The 14,804-nt window shown below is 70.3% G+C and carries 19 protein-coding genes and 2 pseudogenes; 12 read left to right on the plus strand and 9 right to left on the minus strand.

What is annotated here, in order from left to right; all coding sequences use genetic code 11:
• Positions 1 to 171 precede the first annotated feature (171 nt).
• Positions 172 to 756 (minus strand): TetR/AcrR family transcriptional regulator, encoded by a 585-nt coding sequence (locus ACIHEI_RS27125; protein WP_396608431.1) that lies wholly within the window; start codon positions 754 to 756, stop codon positions 172 to 174.
• Between the two features lie 93 nt (positions 757 to 849).
• Here ACIHEI_RS27125 and ACIHEI_RS27130 point away from each other — a divergent pair, with 93 nt between their 5' ends.
• From ACIHEI_RS27130 to ACIHEI_RS27140, 3 genes are all read left to right on the plus strand, one after another.
• The gene (locus tag ACIHEI_RS27130; protein ID WP_396608432.1) at positions 850 to 1,428 is read left to right on the plus strand and encodes a dihydrofolate reductase family protein; all 579 of its coding nucleotides are present in this window, start codon (positions 850 to 852) and stop codon (positions 1,426 to 1,428) included.
• A 163-nt stretch (positions 1,429 to 1,591) separates the two neighbouring features.
• A complete protein-coding gene (locus ACIHEI_RS27135) occupies positions 1,592 to 2,353 on the plus strand; it encodes a dienelactone hydrolase family protein (protein ID WP_396608433.1) in 762 nt (253 codons plus the stop codon).
• A 238-nt stretch (positions 2,354 to 2,591) separates the two neighbouring features.
• Positions 2,592 to 2,885: a DUF1330 domain-containing protein gene (locus ACIHEI_RS27140; RefSeq protein WP_396608434.1), complete on the plus strand. Its 294-nt coding sequence runs from the start codon at positions 2,592 to 2,594 to the stop codon at positions 2,883 to 2,885.
• Positions 2,886 to 3,008: 123 nt separating this feature from the next.
• On the opposite strand, the gene ACIHEI_RS27145 is transcribed toward ACIHEI_RS27140, so the two are convergent.
• From ACIHEI_RS27145 to ACIHEI_RS27160, 4 genes and pseudogenes are all read right to left on the minus strand, one after another.
• The gene (locus ACIHEI_RS27145) at positions 3,009 to 3,614 is read right to left on the minus strand and encodes a hypothetical protein (RefSeq protein WP_396608435.1); all 606 of its coding nucleotides are present in this window, start codon (positions 3,612 to 3,614) and stop codon (positions 3,009 to 3,011) included.
• Positions 3,615 to 3,771: 157 nt separating this feature from the next.
• Positions 3,772 to 4,416 carry a transposase gene (locus ACIHEI_RS27150; RefSeq protein WP_396608436.1) on the minus strand — a complete coding sequence of 215 codons (645 nt, stop codon included), beginning with the start codon at positions 4,414 to 4,416 and terminating at the stop codon, positions 3,772 to 3,774.
• A complete protein-coding gene (locus tag ACIHEI_RS27155; protein WP_396608437.1) occupies positions 4,413 to 5,135 on the minus strand; it encodes a transposase in 723 nt (240 codons plus the stop codon). The genes ACIHEI_RS27150 and ACIHEI_RS27155 overlap by 4 nt, the downstream gene beginning before the upstream one ends.
• 56 nt (positions 5,136 to 5,191) lie before the next feature.
• Positions 5,192 to 5,452: pseudogene (locus ACIHEI_RS27160) on the minus strand (hypothetical protein); the annotation flags it as partial.
• A 194-nt stretch (positions 5,453 to 5,646) separates the two neighbouring features.
• On the opposite strand from ACIHEI_RS27160, the gene ACIHEI_RS27165 reads away from it, so the two are divergent.
• The 3 genes from ACIHEI_RS27165 (at position 5,647) to ACIHEI_RS27175 (ending at position 7,867) form a co-directional block, all read left to right on the plus strand.
• Positions 5,647 to 6,390 carry a hypothetical protein gene (locus ACIHEI_RS27165; protein ID WP_396608438.1) on the plus strand — a complete coding sequence of 248 codons (744 nt, stop codon included), beginning with the start codon at positions 5,647 to 5,649 and terminating at the stop codon, positions 6,388 to 6,390.
• 216 nt (positions 6,391 to 6,606) lie between these two features.
• The gene (locus ACIHEI_RS27170) at positions 6,607 to 6,936 is read left to right on the plus strand and encodes a hypothetical protein (RefSeq protein ID WP_396608439.1); all 330 of its coding nucleotides are present in this window, start codon (positions 6,607 to 6,609) and stop codon (positions 6,934 to 6,936) included.
• A gap of 47 nt (positions 6,937 to 6,983) precedes the next feature.
• Positions 6,984 to 7,867, plus strand: a protein-coding gene (locus tag ACIHEI_RS27175; RefSeq protein WP_396608455.1) for an IS5 family transposase whose coding sequence is annotated in 2 segments (ribosomal slippage) — positions 6,984 to 7,350 and positions 7,350 to 7,867 — 885 coding nt in all. Because the reading frame shifts where the segments join, the coding sequence is not laid out codon by codon here.
• Between the two features lie 10 nt (positions 7,868 to 7,877).
• Here the strand turns inward: ACIHEI_RS27175 and ACIHEI_RS27180 are convergent.
• Positions 7,878 to 8,303, minus strand: a complete 426-nt coding sequence (locus ACIHEI_RS27180; RefSeq protein WP_396608440.1) for a DUF6210 family protein — start codon at positions 8,301 to 8,303, stop codon at positions 7,878 to 7,880.
• 106 nt (positions 8,304 to 8,409) lie between these two features.
• Between ACIHEI_RS27180 and ACIHEI_RS27185 the strand changes: the two genes are divergently transcribed.
• Both ACIHEI_RS27185 and ACIHEI_RS27190 read left to right on the plus strand, forming a co-directional pair.
• Positions 8,410 to 9,042 carry a M15 family metallopeptidase gene (locus ACIHEI_RS27185; protein ID WP_396608441.1) on the plus strand — a complete coding sequence of 211 codons (633 nt, stop codon included), beginning with the start codon at positions 8,410 to 8,412 and terminating at the stop codon, positions 9,040 to 9,042.
• Between the two features lie 79 nt (positions 9,043 to 9,121).
• Complete coding sequence (locus ACIHEI_RS27190; RefSeq protein ID WP_396608442.1) at positions 9,122 to 9,802, plus strand: hypothetical protein; 681 nt, start codon at positions 9,122 to 9,124, stop codon at positions 9,800 to 9,802.
• A 38-nt stretch (positions 9,803 to 9,840) separates the two neighbouring features.
• On the opposite strand, the pseudogene ACIHEI_RS27195 reads toward ACIHEI_RS27190, so the two are convergent.
• A pseudogene (locus ACIHEI_RS27195) lies at positions 9,841 to 10,254 on the minus strand (aldo/keto reductase); the annotation flags it as partial.
• A 449-nt stretch (positions 10,255 to 10,703) separates the two neighbouring features.
• Here ACIHEI_RS27195 and ACIHEI_RS27200 point away from each other — a divergent pair.
• Together ACIHEI_RS27200 and ACIHEI_RS27205 are read left to right on the plus strand one after the other, a co-directional pair.
• Entirely contained in the window at positions 10,704 to 10,883 is a 180-nt protein-coding gene (locus tag ACIHEI_RS27200; RefSeq protein ID WP_387866518.1) for a hypothetical protein, read from the plus strand.
• Between the two features lie 142 nt (positions 10,884 to 11,025).
• Positions 11,026 to 11,976, plus strand: coding sequence for a GDSL-type esterase/lipase family protein (locus ACIHEI_RS27205; RefSeq protein ID WP_396608443.1), 951 nt, complete (start codon positions 11,026 to 11,028; stop codon positions 11,974 to 11,976).
• Between the two features lie 40 nt (positions 11,977 to 12,016).
• Here ACIHEI_RS27205 and ACIHEI_RS27210 read toward each other — a convergent pair whose 3' ends face one another.
• Positions 12,017 to 12,394, minus strand: coding sequence for a nuclear transport factor 2 family protein (locus ACIHEI_RS27210; protein WP_387640928.1), 378 nt, complete (start codon positions 12,392 to 12,394; stop codon positions 12,017 to 12,019).
• A 156-nt stretch (positions 12,395 to 12,550) separates the two neighbouring features.
• On the opposite strand from ACIHEI_RS27210, the gene ACIHEI_RS27215 reads away from it, so the two are divergent.
• Complete coding sequence (locus ACIHEI_RS27215; RefSeq protein WP_396608444.1) at positions 12,551 to 13,135, plus strand: TetR/AcrR family transcriptional regulator; 585 nt, start codon at positions 12,551 to 12,553, stop codon at positions 13,133 to 13,135.
• Between the two features lie 129 nt (positions 13,136 to 13,264).
• Positions 13,265 to 14,050, plus strand: a complete 786-nt coding sequence (locus ACIHEI_RS27220) for an SDR family oxidoreductase (RefSeq protein ID WP_396608445.1) — start codon at positions 13,265 to 13,267, stop codon at positions 14,048 to 14,050.
• A gap of 22 nt (positions 14,051 to 14,072) precedes the next feature.
• Here ACIHEI_RS27220 and ACIHEI_RS27225 read toward each other — a convergent pair whose 3' ends face one another.
• Positions 14,073 to 14,495 (minus strand): GNAT family N-acetyltransferase, encoded by a 423-nt coding sequence (locus ACIHEI_RS27225; RefSeq protein ID WP_396608446.1) that lies wholly within the window; start codon positions 14,493 to 14,495, stop codon positions 14,073 to 14,075.
• Positions 14,496 to 14,804: the final 309 nt, after the last annotated feature.

Here is a 14,804-nt window from a genome sequence, read left to right on the forward strand (position 1 = left end):
GTCGACGGCCGGCCTGTCGTGCGCGCGGTGCTTCGCTGGGCGTCAAGTGACGGTCGGCGTCGGCCAGTTCGATGGGGTGGCGCGAGTCGGTCGGCTCGCCCGCGACGGCCACCCGACACCACCGAGCGCCAGGCGCGCCACCGCCCCTCCCGCCCCGCGCAACGGGTGGCGCTACTCGGCCGGCGCGCCGATCACCCGGGTCACCAACTCGTCCACCAGCTCGGCGCGTTGCTCGGCGGTGAACAGGTCGGGCAGGGCGAGGCGTTCCAGGATCAGCCAGTTCAGCGCCAGGTACAGCAGCCGGACCGCGGTGGCGTCGCCGGGCAGGCCCGCCGCCAGGTGGTAGTCGATGTTGAACTGGAGGTCCGCGCCGATCCGCCGGGTGACCGTCTCCCGCAGCTCGGGGCGGCGCAGCGCGGCCAGGCGGAGTTCCAGCAGGGCGAGGAAGCCGGTCGGGAAGTCGGCGATCCGGTCGACGAGTTGGTGCATCAGCTCGGCGACCCGCGCGGTGTCGCGCGGCCCGGTCAGGCCCTCGGCGAGGGCCTCGGGGTCGGCGCCGAGGCGTTCGTAGACACGCTCGGCGCACTGGGTGAGCAGGGCGTCGCGGTTGCTGAAGTAGTTGGAGGCGGTGCCGGTCGGGACGGCGGCGCGCTGGTCGACTGCCCGGAAGGTCAGCCCCCGGGCACCTTCCTCGGCGAGGACTTCGATCGCGGCGTCGAGCAGTGCCGCGCGTCGTTCGGGATTGCTTCGGGCCATCGCTTGTAACCACTCCACTCGTAGTGCTACGTTCTTACCACTCCAAGCAGAGTACTACAGACCAAGTGGTCACCCTTCTTCGAAAGGCACCGAGTGCGAAAGCTCGTGTACTACGTCGCCCTCTCCATCGACGGCTTCATCGCCGGCCCGGCCGGCGAGTTCGACTTCTACCCCCAGTGCGACGACATGGTGGACTACCTCCGGGCCGAGTTCCCCGAGACCATGCCGACCCATGCCCGTCCCCACATCGGCCTCGACGGGGCGCCCAACAAGCGCTTCGACACCGTAGTGATGGGCCTTGGCACCTACCGCCCCGCCCTGGACATCGGCGTCACCAGCCCCTACGCCCACCTGAAGCAGTACGTGGTCTCCTCCACCCTCCCCGAACCGACCGACCCGGCGGTCAACGTGGTCCGCACCGACCCGCTGGGCCTGGTGCGGGAGTTGAAGCAGCAGCCCGGCGACGGCGACATCTGGCTGTGCGGCGGCGCCAAGCTCGCGGGCGAACTGCTCCCGGAGATCGACGAACTCATCTGGAAGCGCTACCCCGTGGTCGCCGGCACCGGCCTCCCCGCCTTCGCCGGCGACTTCCGGCCGCGCCCGTTCACCCCCGTCGAGACGCTGGAGTTCAGCAACGGCGGCACCGTCACCACCTACCGCCCGACCTCGTAGCCGCGCGCCGCCCGGACGCCCTCGCGGCGCCGGGGCCCCCGCCCGCCGGACGTGCACGACACCCAACTCCCGCGCGCCTTCGGCCCGGTGAACCGCCCCCGCCCGGGTAGCGTGGCCTCGACCGGCGAGCGCCGGGCCGGGCCGTACGAGGGGGACATGGACGATGAACTCGCCGAAGCCGAGGGCGTATTGGACCCGGCCGGAGACCACCGGCCCGGAGGTGTTCGTCGCCGTGCCGGAGGGCGTCACGCCGCCGGCCACCGTGGTGGTCGGGATGGAGCTGTTCGGGGTGACGGCCTGGGTGCGCGGTGTCTGCGAGCAGCTGGCCGCCGCGGGCTACGCCGCCGTCGCGCCGGACTTCTTCGGCCGCACCGTCCCCCGGGCGGATCTGCCGTACGACGCGGCGGGCCGGGACGAGGGCTTCCGGCTGCTGTCCGCCCTGACGGCCGACCAGGTCGCAACCGACACCGCCGCCGCACTCTCCGTCGGAGCGTCCCTCGGCGCCGGCCCGGGCCGGGCGTTCGCGGGCTTCTCCGTCGGCGGCCACCTCGCCTTCGTCGCGGGCACCCGCCTCCCGCTGGACCTGATCGTCGCCTGCTACCCGGGCTGGCTGCTGGACGCCGACACCACCCCGTTCACCGCCGCCCCCCAGCCCCCGCTCACCCCCACCGGCGCCGCCACCCTCGCCGCCCACGGCACCACCGTCCTCGGCCTGGTCGGCACCGAGGACCACCTCGTCCCACCCATCGACTGGTCCCGCATCGACGCCCGCCTCACCGAAGCGGAAGTCCCGCACGAGCTGGTCTCCTACCCCGACACCCCGCACGGCTTCCTCTGCCCCGACCGCCCGGCGACCTTCCGCCCCACCGAATCCGCCGACGCCTGGTCCCGCATCCTCGTTGCCCTCGCCACCCTGAAGCCCTGACGCCCTGACGCCCCGAACGCCGCCCGTCGGCGCCGGGGGCATCCTGATCGATCACTCCGGCCACTGCGTCTCCGGTCCTGCGAGCACGAACCCGGCCGGACCGGCCGGGCCGAATCGGGGCCGAATCGGGGCCGACCGGCGAGGACTCCGCAGCAGCCCGAATATCAGTCGCCGGGTGCGGTCGATCTGAAGTATGAAGTCGAAGTCGGAAGTGCTCTTTCAAACACTGGAGGGCTCCATGGCCAAGGGCTACTGGGTCAGTTCCTACCGCACGATTTCGGACCCCGAGAAGCTGGCTGCCTACAACGAACTGGCCGGTCGGGCCGTCCGAGCCGGGGGCGGGCGGGTCCTCGCCCGTGACGGTCAGGTCGTCGCACACGACGCCGGAATCGCCGGGCGCACCATACTAATCGAATTCGACAGCTTCGAACAGGCCGTTGCGGCCCGCGAGAGCGAGGCCTACCAGGAGGCGCTGGTCGTCCTCGGCGACGCCGTCGAGCGTGACTTCCGCATCACCGAAGGCCTTGACTGACCGATGAGTTGGAGCTTGCCCGGTCGATCACGCGTGTTCGAGCCGGTTGACGACTCGCTCGACGGCGTTGCGTGCGGCGCAGCGCTGCCGGTCTGGGCCGGGCGGCCGAACAAGCTCTAGTTGCTATGTCCCCAGAGGTTCGACTGCCCAGGGATCGAGACCCATGCCGCGCCAGCGCCGATTGTCTCGAGTGTGGACGAACCGTGAGCCCTCGTAGCGACGGTTGCTGATCCAGAAGTCGGGGATCTCGCGCTGCACGTAGCGGCACAAGAGCTCGCTCATCCCGCAGTCGAAGCGCGTCCAACACTCGGTCACTGGCCAGTGGCGACGCCAGATGACCGTCGTCCATCGGTTGGGGTCGGAGTCGGCGGCGTACCAGCACAGTAGGTCGCCGTCCACCGTTCCACCCCACGCGATCAGGAACTCGGGCTCGTCGAAATACTCTTCCTCGGCTATGAGGCAGGCCGTACCGGTCCCCTCCTTCACCGGGAAGGGAGGATTGGGGTAGACCTCTGCGACGGGAGCATCCACGTGCAGGAAGTCGTCGAACATCCCCTCGCCATAAATCTGCATGAAGGCGCGGTAGTCGTCCGGGAATCCGTGGTCATACTCTGCGGCCACACACGACCAGTCGATGGTGGTTCCGCCACCCGTCGGCGGTGCGACCAGAGTGCGAAGTCTGCGAATCTCCGGAAGTGCGAAGGACATGCCCTCAGACTCGCTGCCCACGTCGTTCTCCTTATCTCCTGTGCCGGGTTGCCGTGACACGGCACGCGCACGTGACCATAGCCAAGCCTGAGGCTGAGGCGCCATCGTCAGCCGCTGCTGTGCTGCCCGGCTCTGATCCCGCTCGAACCAGTTGGCTCGCTGAGCGGACCACGTAGTGTTAGGCGAGAAGGACGCGCTTCCGGAGGAGAGAGAAGCCTGCGCGGCCGAACATTTGCCGTTTGAGCATTTTGATCCGGTTGACGTGCCCTTCGACGACTCCGGAGTTCCAGGGGAGGGTGAGACCGGCGATAACGGCGTCCCGGTCGCGGTCGATGCCGGCGGCGAAGGTGTGGAGGCTGGGCAGGTCGTCCTGGCGGACCGCGTCGAGCCAATCAGGGAGACGCTCGCCCTGGCGCTCGGTGAGCATGACGGCGAAGGCGCGGACGTGCTGGGTCAGGGCGTCGAGCTCGGGACAGTGGGCCAGGACGGTCTTGAGCTGGAGCTGCTCGGCCTCCGACAGCGTCGTGGGCCGCCGGAGGATCCAGCCGGCGACGGTGCGGGGCGACGGCGGCTGCGCGGTCACGGGCCGGGGAGAGGCCCGTTTCTGCCGCAGGTAGACGCGGACGCGCTGGTAGCTGCCTTGGTAGCCGAGCGGGACGATTTCTTCCCAGAGCTTCCAGGCGTTGGTGCAGCCCTCGTTCCAGCGGTCGTCCAGGTAGGACTTGTACTCGTCCAGGACAGACGGGCGGCCCTGCCACTGGCCCCAAAAGAGCTCCTCCGGACTCGCGGCGTCGGCCAGGGCCTTGACCGTGCGCCAAGTCATGCCGAGCTGCCACTGGACGGCGCGCTGGCTGTGCCCGCGGCCAGTAGGGCGTGCACCTCAGCGTGCCGGGCCCGGGTCCGGTCGGCGAACCGGTGGCCGGTCGGCCAGGGCTGATCCACGTTCTCCTCCCGGTCTGCGGACTCGACGGTAACGGCCCGACCAGCCAAGGGAGTTGCGGCATGCAGGCACTGTCGGTGGCGGGCGACGACCCGCTCTGCCGCTTCGCTGAGGTTGTGCCACAGGTGCCAGCGATCCGCGACCTGAACGGCCTGCGGCGCACCGGCGGTGGCGCCCTCGGCGAAGAACGGCGCGCGGTCGCGGCAGACGACCTCGACGCCCGGCCGCTCGGCCAGCCAGGCAGCCAGGCAGCCAGGCTCGATGCCTCCCGGTCGGGCAGCAGGTCCACCGGCCGGCGGGTCTCGGCGTCGACCAGCACCGTCCCGTATGCACGGCCCTTGCCCGTCGCGTACTCGTCGACGCCCACCACCCGCGGGGCCGGCGGCACGGGGTCGGGAAGCTCCTCGACCAGCCGCAGCACCGTGCTCCGGCTCACCGACACCCCGAACACGGCGGCCAGCCGGGCACCTGCCCGCCCGGCCAGCGCCAGCCCGACCGAAGCGAGCATGGCCCGCAACCCCTCGGTCCACCGGCCGTGGCGCCGCGTCAGCCCCTCGATCTGCTCGACGAACGTCCGCCGCGCGCACGACGGGTTGCCACATACGAAGCGCCGCACCCGAAGGCTCAACCGGACCCGTCTGCCCCCGACCGGACCGTCGACGGGAAACCGCAGGTAGGAGCTGTACACACGGGTCGACCAGCCCCGGCACTCCGGGCAACTGTGTCCCGCCGCAGAGGACTTGATCCACACGTTCATCGACTCGGCGTCCTCGTCGACCGACAGCACCGCGATACCCGCGACCGACGGAAACAGCAGCCCTTCCAAGCGGGGCACCAGATCATCCACGGTCCCGCACTGTCGACCACCACGGCCCGACCGCTGGCGAATTCCGGGCAACCTCCCGAGGTTCGACAGCATCGCCAGATCGTCACTCAGCGTGTGTGGACCACGGAAGTTGAGCCAGAACCCGAGAAGGGGAGTCGTTTGTTCACGACTTCGGGGGTCGCTTTGGGAAGTCGCCGCCCTGATCGATGTCGATAAGTTCGGGAGTCACTCATGGCGGTCAGACAAACCCCGCCTCCTGTCATACTTTTCGCGTGGAGATGCCGGCCATGGAAGATGCGCGGCGGTGGCTCGCAGAGCGCGACGTTGTCGAGGCCCGTGAGGGGTGGGTCGATGCAGAGGAGCCGGACCGGCCGCTCACTGCCAACGAGGTCGCGCACTCCTGGGCCGGTGAGGTACTCACCGATGAGTGCCTGGACGTGGCTGAGCGGGTGCGGCTGGCCTTCGGGCTGCTCGATCTTCTCGACGACTACTGGGTGACGTGCGAGATCCGGCTCGCGGACCGAGGCTCGCAGGGGCCCCTGCCCGCCAAGCTGCTGTGGGACGGCTATCGCAGACGGCTGGAGGCGGATCGGGACGCCGAGGCCGTCATCTACTCGCTCTGGGTCGACTGGTTCGAGGACCGCAACACCTCAGCGACGGCCTTCGCCGAGGTACTTGGGAACGACATCGACCACATCGTGGCCGAGGAGTCGGATGGTCCGCTCCGTCGCGCCGGGCGGGTTCTGGCCTGCTCAGGCCCCGTGCCCTGGCCCGTGAAACAGCAGGCGTACGACACCGCTCTCCGGCTCCCCGTACTGCACGGGCCGCTGTTCGAGGGCCTCCTGGCCAGCTACCACGACCTCTACGGCGACCTGGAGCCGACGGCCGCGCTGGCCCTGCTCGGGCGACTACGACTCCCGGCGGACACCCCGCACCTCGCGAAGCTCCGCTCCGTGCTCGCCACAGGACACAAGAACCACTACGGCAGCCCCCACGCCTGGGACGACACGGCGCGGGGCCCGACAGACTGATCGCGGTCTCCCCGGCCGGGCCGGCCGCGAAGAAACGCCACACTGCGGCAGCCCGGCGCGAGCCACCTCCCCGCCCGCCGTCTTCAAGCGGCTGCAAAGCGAAGCCCGGGACGACTGCCTCCCGTTCCCGTGAGCACCGCCAATTCGCGCGAGCGCACGACTCAGAATGTCGCGTCAAAACATCGTCGCTACTCGTGTACAAAGCCAATGGGGACCGTGCCGAAGAACCCACCCGACTCGATGCAGCACCACCTGCGCGCTCGCCTGAACGCCCGCGCGAAGGAACGCTGGCCACAACTGGCCCGCGTCGAGGTCCGCTTCCGCACCGGATTCGCCTACGTGAGCGGCGAACTGGAGGACGGCGAGCAGCTCCCCCTGTGCCGCCTGCGCTTCACCGGCCTGCTGCACACCTGGGGCTTCGCCCTGTACCTGGCCAGCCGAGACAAGTACGAGGACAACTTCCTGCCCACCGGGCTGCCCTTCGGCAACCCCGAGGACTGCCTGGACTGCGCCTGCTACCTCTACCTCGGCGACCAGCCAGCCTGACCAACACCCCTCCACGAACTAGGCCGTGTCTCATAATTGATCTTGTGGTGAGTCGAGGAGAGATAACGGATGCTGCGTGGGCTCGGATAGAGCCGTTGCTGCCGCAGCGGGACGGGGCCGGGCGTCCTTGGCGTGATCACCGCCAGGTGGTGAACGGGGTGCTGTGGCGACTGCGCACCGGCGCCCCGTGGCGTGATCTGCCCGAACGCTACGGCCCATGGCAGACCGTCTACCGGCGCTTCGCCCAATGGGAGGAGGACGGCACCTGGGCCACACTCCTGCGCGAGGTCCAAGTCCGCAACGACGCCGTGGGGATCGTGGAGTGGACGGTCTCGATCGACTCCACGGTCGCGAGGGCTCACCAGCACGCCGCCGGTGCCCGCAGAAAGGGGATCAGCCCGAGGACGAATCGGATGATCCGGCAGCAGTTGCGCGCCGCGAGGCGCTCGGCCGGTCCCGGGGCGGGCTGACCACCAAGGTCCACCTGGCGGTCGACGGCCGGGGTCGGCCGCTGTCGATCGTGCTGAGCACCGGCAACACGGCCGACTGCACGATGCTGCCAGCCGTCCTCGACGCGATTCGTGTTCCGCGCGTCGGGACCGGGCGACCGAGGACCAGACCCGACCGGGTGGTGGCCGACAAGGCCTACTCCTCCCGGAAGATCCGCCGGCTGCTGCGGCGCAGGCGGATCAAGGCGACCATCCCCGAACGCCGGGACCAGATCGCCAACCGCGCCCGCCGCGCGAGCCGGGGCGGGCGGCCGCCGGCCTTCGACAAGACCGCCTACAAGGGGCGGAACGTCGTCGAGCGGTGCTTCGCCAAGCTGAAGCAATTCCGGTCAGTGGCAACCAGGTTCGACAAACTGGCGGCCCGATACAAGGCCGGAGTGGTCATCGCGGCGCTGATCCTCTGGCTCAGGGCGGACAGCTGATCGCCGCGATTCAGTCCGAGTTTGCCCACAGCAGCACTCCGGGGCCGTCCGGCGTGATCACCGGCACCCAGGACTCGTCGGCATCGCGGATTCGACTCTCGTCCAGCCGCAAAACGTGCAGATCCTCCGTGTGCCCGTCGGATGCCCAGTAGGGGATGCTTTCGATGATTCCGCGCAGCCTTGCGCGCTCGTCATCCGGCCACGAGTAGTTCCACGTGCCGGCGCCAGCGAACTCCTCCTCGAACAGCTGGCGCAGCGCGTCCAGCGCGTCAGGGCCGAATACCGGCACCAGGAAGCCCTCCGCCTGCCCCTGTCGACACAGCTGGCCACCGTACTGCTGCTGGTAGAAGACGCCGGTCGGGGCCTCGACGACCACGTGCAGCCACCCGTCGGCCGCGCCGTCCTGATCAAGTGTTACGAAACGTCGAGAGCTCACGGCGGCAGTCTCCTCGACCGCTGACCATGGGCTCAACGACATTTCCCAACCACAAGATCAACTATGAGACACGGCCTAGCGCGGAGCAGCACTAGGCTCAGGGTCCATGATTCTGCTGAGCGATCCCCAGGTGGTCAACATCCCCGTGCAGGACTGCGGCGAGCCTCTCGCGGAGATCGCCTCGGTCCCGGCAATTGCGCTGGACTCCCGGGAACGGGACGAGGCAGGGGCCTACGGCCGGGTCAGGACCGGCGTGCTCGAACGTCTGCGCTCGGCGTCCGAACGGCTTCCCGACGGCGTCAGGTTCCTTGTCATAGAGGGGCATCGCAGCAGCACCGAGCAGGCGCGGCGGTTCGCCCTCTACGAGGACCGCCTGCGCCGCTCGGGCATCACCGACCCTGTCGACCTGCGGCGCCGGGCCAGCGCCTTCGTCTCCCCGGTCGAGGTGGCGCCGCACTGTGCCGGGGCGGCGCTCGATCTGACGCTCGTTGATGCCGAGGGCATCGAGCTGGACATGGGTGGCGCCGTGAACGGCCACCGCACGGGGGACGAGAAGTACTGTCCGCTGGACGCCCCGGGACTGTCGGACCGGGCGCGCCGCAATCGCGACCTCCTGGCCCGGACCATGGGCGACGCCGGCTTCGTCAACTACCCCACCGAGTGGTGGCACTGGTCCTACGGCGACCGGTACTGGGCACTGGTCACCAAGGCCGGCAGCGCCATCTACGGACCGGCCTGACCACCTCGAACCAGCGGGACCCCGATGCGCAGGCATCGACGTCCCTTTGAGTCAATCACCTAGCCACGAGCGGGAAACGATGCACCAGAAACTCCGGCAGGACGACCCGACACCGACCGGTCGATCAGCCGCACTCACGCCCGTCCAGCAGCGCCAGGCCGCCGCGCTGGCCCTGTGGCGGCTGCGGGCGCCGGTGCTCGCGTTCGGGTGGGACGCCGACTGGGGCATCGACCCCGCGCTCGTCGATTCCCTCTTCCGGTCGGCGATCTCGGCTCCCGACCAGCAGTCGAACGATCGGTACACGCAGGCCGCTGCCGTGCTGTCCCGCGCGCCGCTCTTCACCTCCGAGGTGGACGACCCGAACGTCCGCGAACTCGTTCAACTGGAGACCTTCGCCCGCCTGTTGGCCTTCGGCGAGACGCTCGACAACCCGGCCCCGAACGAGATCGAGTTCGTTGTCGACTGCCCGCGCGAGCTCGCCCGCTACGTCGATCAACTCGTCGCGGACTCCTACTACGACCACCCGCAGGAGGCCGCCCACCGCCAGTACCTCGCCACCCCGCCCGACTCCGTCCGCGGCCACGGCCTGGGCTACCTCGCCTCCCGCAACCTCACCGTCGAACGTCTCTGCCACGACACCCTCCGCGCCACCGCCGGCCTGCTCGACACCACTGCCGGCCGGAACCTGATCACCCACTGCGAGGAGTTCGGCGCCGAGCTGGCCTCCGCACTCAAGTGGCTCAGAACAACCGGTCATTGACGGCCGGTGCGGTCGTCGCCCACCCAGGGAACGGCCGATCAGAGGCGCAGGGCGGCGAGTTCGGCCGCGGTGAGGTCGAGACCGGCCGCGGCCGCGGAGTCGCGGATGGAGGCGGGGCGACGGGCACCGGGTATCGGGACGACCGTCGGTGACTGGGCCAAGTGCGAGGCCAGGCAGACCTGTTGGGGGCTGACCCCGTGCGCGGCAGCGAGGGCGTGGAACGGGGTGGTGGTCGGCGGGGTATCGGCGGTCGGGTCGTCGACGGCGCTGAGGGAGATGCCGCCGAGGGGGCTCCAGGGGAGGAAGGCGAGGCCGAGTTCGGTGCACAGGTCGAGGGTGCCGATCGCCTCGACGCCGAGACGGGCCGCCGAGGCCTCGGCGGCCCGTCGCAGGTGCCGCGGGTCGCCGTTGACCGTCCACGAGCCGTCACCAGGCCGGCCCCGGCCGCCCTTGCGACGCGGGCCGGGTGCTGGTCGAAGCGGCGGACACGATCGCAGCCGAACTCGCCGCCACCGCACGGCGGATCATCCGCCTGACCGCCGCACGCACCGCACTCACCATCGCCACCTTCGCCAGCGGCGGCCGACGTCTGCTGCCGGGTGCACTCGCCGGGTTCGTCGCCGACCACCCGGAGGTGGAGCTGACCATCCCGACCTGCTCTCCCTCCCCCTCGCCGAACCCGCCCCGCGCCGCCACCTCGGCCTCGCCCTCTCCCGCCGCCGCGGCCCCGCGGCCCCGCGGCCCGCCTCGCCGAGGAGCCGGCCACCCGCCTCACCACCGAAGCCGGCACCCTCCCGTCCTGACGCACCCTCCTCTGCACCCGAACGGGCGGTCCCGCGTCACCCCCGCCCCTGCCCGCCCGTTGACCAACCGTCAGCCCCAGCCCCCAGAGGAGTCCACCGTGCGCACTGCCCTCACCGCCCTCGCCACCCTCCTCCTCGCCTCCACCCCGGCCGCTGCCGCCGCCACCCTCACCCCGGACCAGACCTACAGCATCCCCGTCGGCGCCATCACCGACCTGGGCGCGCTTCCGACGCTCGGCGGCCTCGGCTACGACTTCGCCCACCTGCTCGGCCAGTAGCGCGCACACATGAGGCCGCGAGCAGTCCGACCGGCAAGCATGCGCGGTCCGCGCGAAGTGCCCTCGTCAGCGGCACAGGGACGGGCTTCCATGGCCCGATAGGGTGACGTGATCGTTCCGAGTGAAAGGCCACGGCACCGCAGTGACCGAGTCCCGCCCCCACGCCCTGTTCTGCTTCGACACGCTGCTGGACCCGCAGGTGCAAACCACCCTCTTCGGTCGCACGGTGCCGACGACCACGGCCTCGCTGGCCGGTCACACGACCAGGCCCCTCACGATCACCGACGAATCCGTGATCGCCACCAGCGGCCGACCCGAACACCTCACCCTGGTACGCGACTTCGGCGGCACGGTCGAGGGCGCCGTCCTGCACCTGACCGACCAGGAACTGGCCGCTGCCGACGCCTGCGAGGTGGACGACTACGCCCGCCGACGAGTGGTCCTCACCTCGGGCCGGACGGCCTGGGCCTACCTGGACGCGAGGCCGCTGCGCCCTGCGGCGCGCATCGTGATCGTCGGCGACAGCATCGCCTACGGCCGCTGCGACCCCCAGGGCGGCTGGGCCGGACACCTGGCGGCGACGCACATCGCGTCGAACGAGAACGCCCACCGGGTCTTCAACCTGGCCATCCCCGGCAGCACCTTGGCGGACGTCGCCCAGCAGACACCCCCGCTGCTGGTTCCCCGCCACCCGGACACGCTGGTCGTGGCCGCCGGGATCAACGACTCGGCCGTGCCGGTCGCCGCGCCGGACACCCAAGTGCCCCACCTCGCCGACCATCTCGCCTCGCTCGCCGACCATCTCGCCTCGCTCGCCGCAACCGCCCAGCGCCACAACGCCCGCATGGTCGTCGCCGGACCGTCCTGGCTCGACGAAACACGGCTCGACGACTACGAGGGCCTCCGCTTCACCACGGCGCGAGCCCTCACCCTGCGCGTCACCCTCCAGGCCTGGTGCGAGGACCACCACATCGACTTCATCGATATGTGGGAACCCCTCCGCGACCAGCCCCACCAGTTCGTCGACGGCGTGCACCCGACCCCGGACGGACACAAGGAGCTCTACCGGCAGCTGAGCAGCCACAGCTGCTGACCCCTGCCGTTCAGGAGAAGGACAGCGACAGAAGGACGACTCAGGAGGCGAACGGCTCGATCTCGCCCGCGAAGACAATGACCTGGTCGATGAGGCTCCGTCGTAGATGGACGACGTCCGTTCCCGCCAGGCGGGGGCCTCCGTCCGGCATGGTGAACACCCACTGGTACCGGGCCCATTCGTCGGGCATGTCCACTGCTGAGCAGCGCGTCATCGTGCCGGTCCCCGCCGGGTGGCGTCGGATGTCCAGCACGAACCGCTCGACCGCCGCGATTCCTTCGCTCCGGCCCAACGGCCCCCAGAAGACCACGTCCGAGGTCAGGGCCTGGGAGAGCAGGGCAGTCACATAGCTGTCGTCCGAGGCGTTGAACGCGGAGATGAACGTGTCGATCGCGGAGCGTGCGGTCTCTTCCTGCATGTCCCAGTAATACCAGCCGGCCCGGCCCATGTGGGCACTCCGGCGGGGGACTTCGGAGCGATCGACGTGCAGGACGCCGACGGGTGGGTGGAACAAGCCGCGGCCGTGGCCGACAAATTATTGACCCCAAGGTCAAATATGTCGTACCGTCAGGTCATGGGACGACCGAAGCAGTTCGACGAGGGCACCGCGATCGCGCAGGCGATGGAGGTGTTCTGGACGAACGGCTACGCCGGCTCCTCCCCGGCCGAACTCGCCGAGGCGGCGGGCATCGGCAAGGGCAGCCTCTACCACGCTTTCGGCTCCAAGCGGGAACTCTTCAGGCGGGCGCTGGACGCGTACGACCGGGGCGGCGCCGAGCTGGCCGAGGAGTTCCTGGCAGGGCCGGGCACCACGAAGGAGTGCATCCGCGCCTTCCTGACGATGCTGGTGGACGCGGACTTCGACGGCCCGGTGCGTCGCGGCTGCCTCGCCGTCAACACCGCGCTGGAGCTCGGCGGACGGGACGCGGACGCCGCACTCGCGGTGCGCCGAATGACCGACCGCAGCGCCGGCCTGCTGGCCGCGCGCATCGAGCGGGGCAAGCTGGAGGGCGACGTCCCGAGCTCGGTGGATGCGAGCGCGCAGGCCAGGTTCCTGATGACCGCACTCGCGGGACTGCGGGTGATGGCCCGGGCCTACGACCGCGAGGCGGTCCTCAAGGTCGTCGACACCACCGTCGCCACCGTCTTCGGACCCTGAAACCCAGACACTGAAACCCGGACACTGAAACCCGGGCGCCGAAGAAGCATGGACCGCGCCGCCCGCGCGGTTTCGCATGCCCAAATATTTGACCTCAAGTTCAAGAATATCGACCGAAAACGAGGAACCATGGATCTCGGACTCAACGGCCGCACCGCCCTGGTCACCGGCGCGGGACGCGGCATCGGCCTCGCCGTCGCCCGCGCGCTCGCCGCCGAGGGAGTGAAGGTGGTGGGCGCAACCCGCACCGCCACAAAGGAGTTGGCGGAGGTCGCCACCGTCGCGACGGCCGACCTGAGCACCCGCCAGGGCGCGGAGAGCGCGGTCGAGCAGGCACTGGCGGCGCTCGGCGGCATCGATCTGCTGGTCAACAACGTGGGCGCGGGCGACGCCTCCACGTTCACCCTGGGCGGCGTGCTGGACGTCGCGGACGAGCAGTGGCAGGCGCTGTTCGACCTGAACGTGATGTCGGCGGTGCGCACCACCCGGGCCGCGCTGCCCAGCCTGCTGGAGCGGCGCGGCGCGATCGTCAACGTGTCCTCGATCAACTCCCGCATCCCCACCGGCTCCCCGGTGGGGTACGCGGAGGCCAAGGCGGCACTCACCCAGTTCGGCAAGCGCCTCAGCGAGGAACTCGCGCCGCGCGGGGTGCGCGTCAACACCGTTTCGCCCGGCCCGACTTCCACCGACCAGTGGACCTCCGCCGGCGGCTACGGCGGCCGGATGGCCGATGCCATGGGCGTCCCCCTCGATGCCCTGCTGGACGGACTGCCCACCCAGGCGGGCACCGCGTCCGGCCGGCTCTCCACTCCGCAGGAGGTCGCCGACCTGGTGGTCTTCGCCCTCTCCGACCGGGCCGGCAACATCCACGGCGCCGACCTGGTCGTCGACGGCGGCACCCTCAAGTCCGCCTGACGCAAGCCAAGTTGACGACGGCTCAGCCCAGCGGCCGGGTCCACCGGCGCCACCGCTCCTCGCGCCCGTACCCGGCCGCCTGCCAGGCCGACTGCCCGAGTTCGTTGTGCTCCAGCACCATCGCGTCGGCCCGCCGCCCGCCCAGCGCCTCGAAGCGGGCGTGCGCGACGTCCAGCAGCGCGCCGCCGATGCCGCGGCGGCGGGCCGACGGGTGGACGGCCAGCCGGTAGAGGTGACAGCGCCAGCCGTCGAAGCCCGCGATCACCGTACCCAGGATCACGTCCTCCGCCACCGCCAGGATCAGCGCCTGCGGGTCGCGCTCCAACAGCCTTGCCACGCCCGCCCGGTCGTCGCTGATGCTGGTGCCCTCGGCGGCCTCGGCCCAGAAGGCCAGCACCGCGTCGATGTCGGCGGGCAGCGCGGCCCGCAGTTCGTACTCGCTCATGGCGCCTCTTCCTACCAGCGGCGATGCCCGCGCCACCAGCCATTTACGGTCCCGCTCTTGACGGCACCGGCCCCGCGCCAGCAAGGTGTGGGCCACTCCCTCGCACCGCTTCCCGTCCCGATCCTTCCCACCTCGGAGATGGCATGCGTGCGCAAAGAACCTCCCGTCACTACCGCCGCGACGGCCTGCCGATCGGCCTAGGGTCTGCCCGGCCGATCTTGCCGGGCGCGCGACGCCGGATCATCCCGCCTGGAAGCACCGGCAAAACATCCAAGTACACCCAGTACGAGGACGTTTCGCCGGCACTCC

Source organism: Kitasatospora sp. NPDC051984 (assembly GCF_044593455.1).
Taxonomy (GTDB): Bacteria; Actinomycetota; Actinomycetes; order Streptomycetales; family Streptomycetaceae; genus Kitasatospora.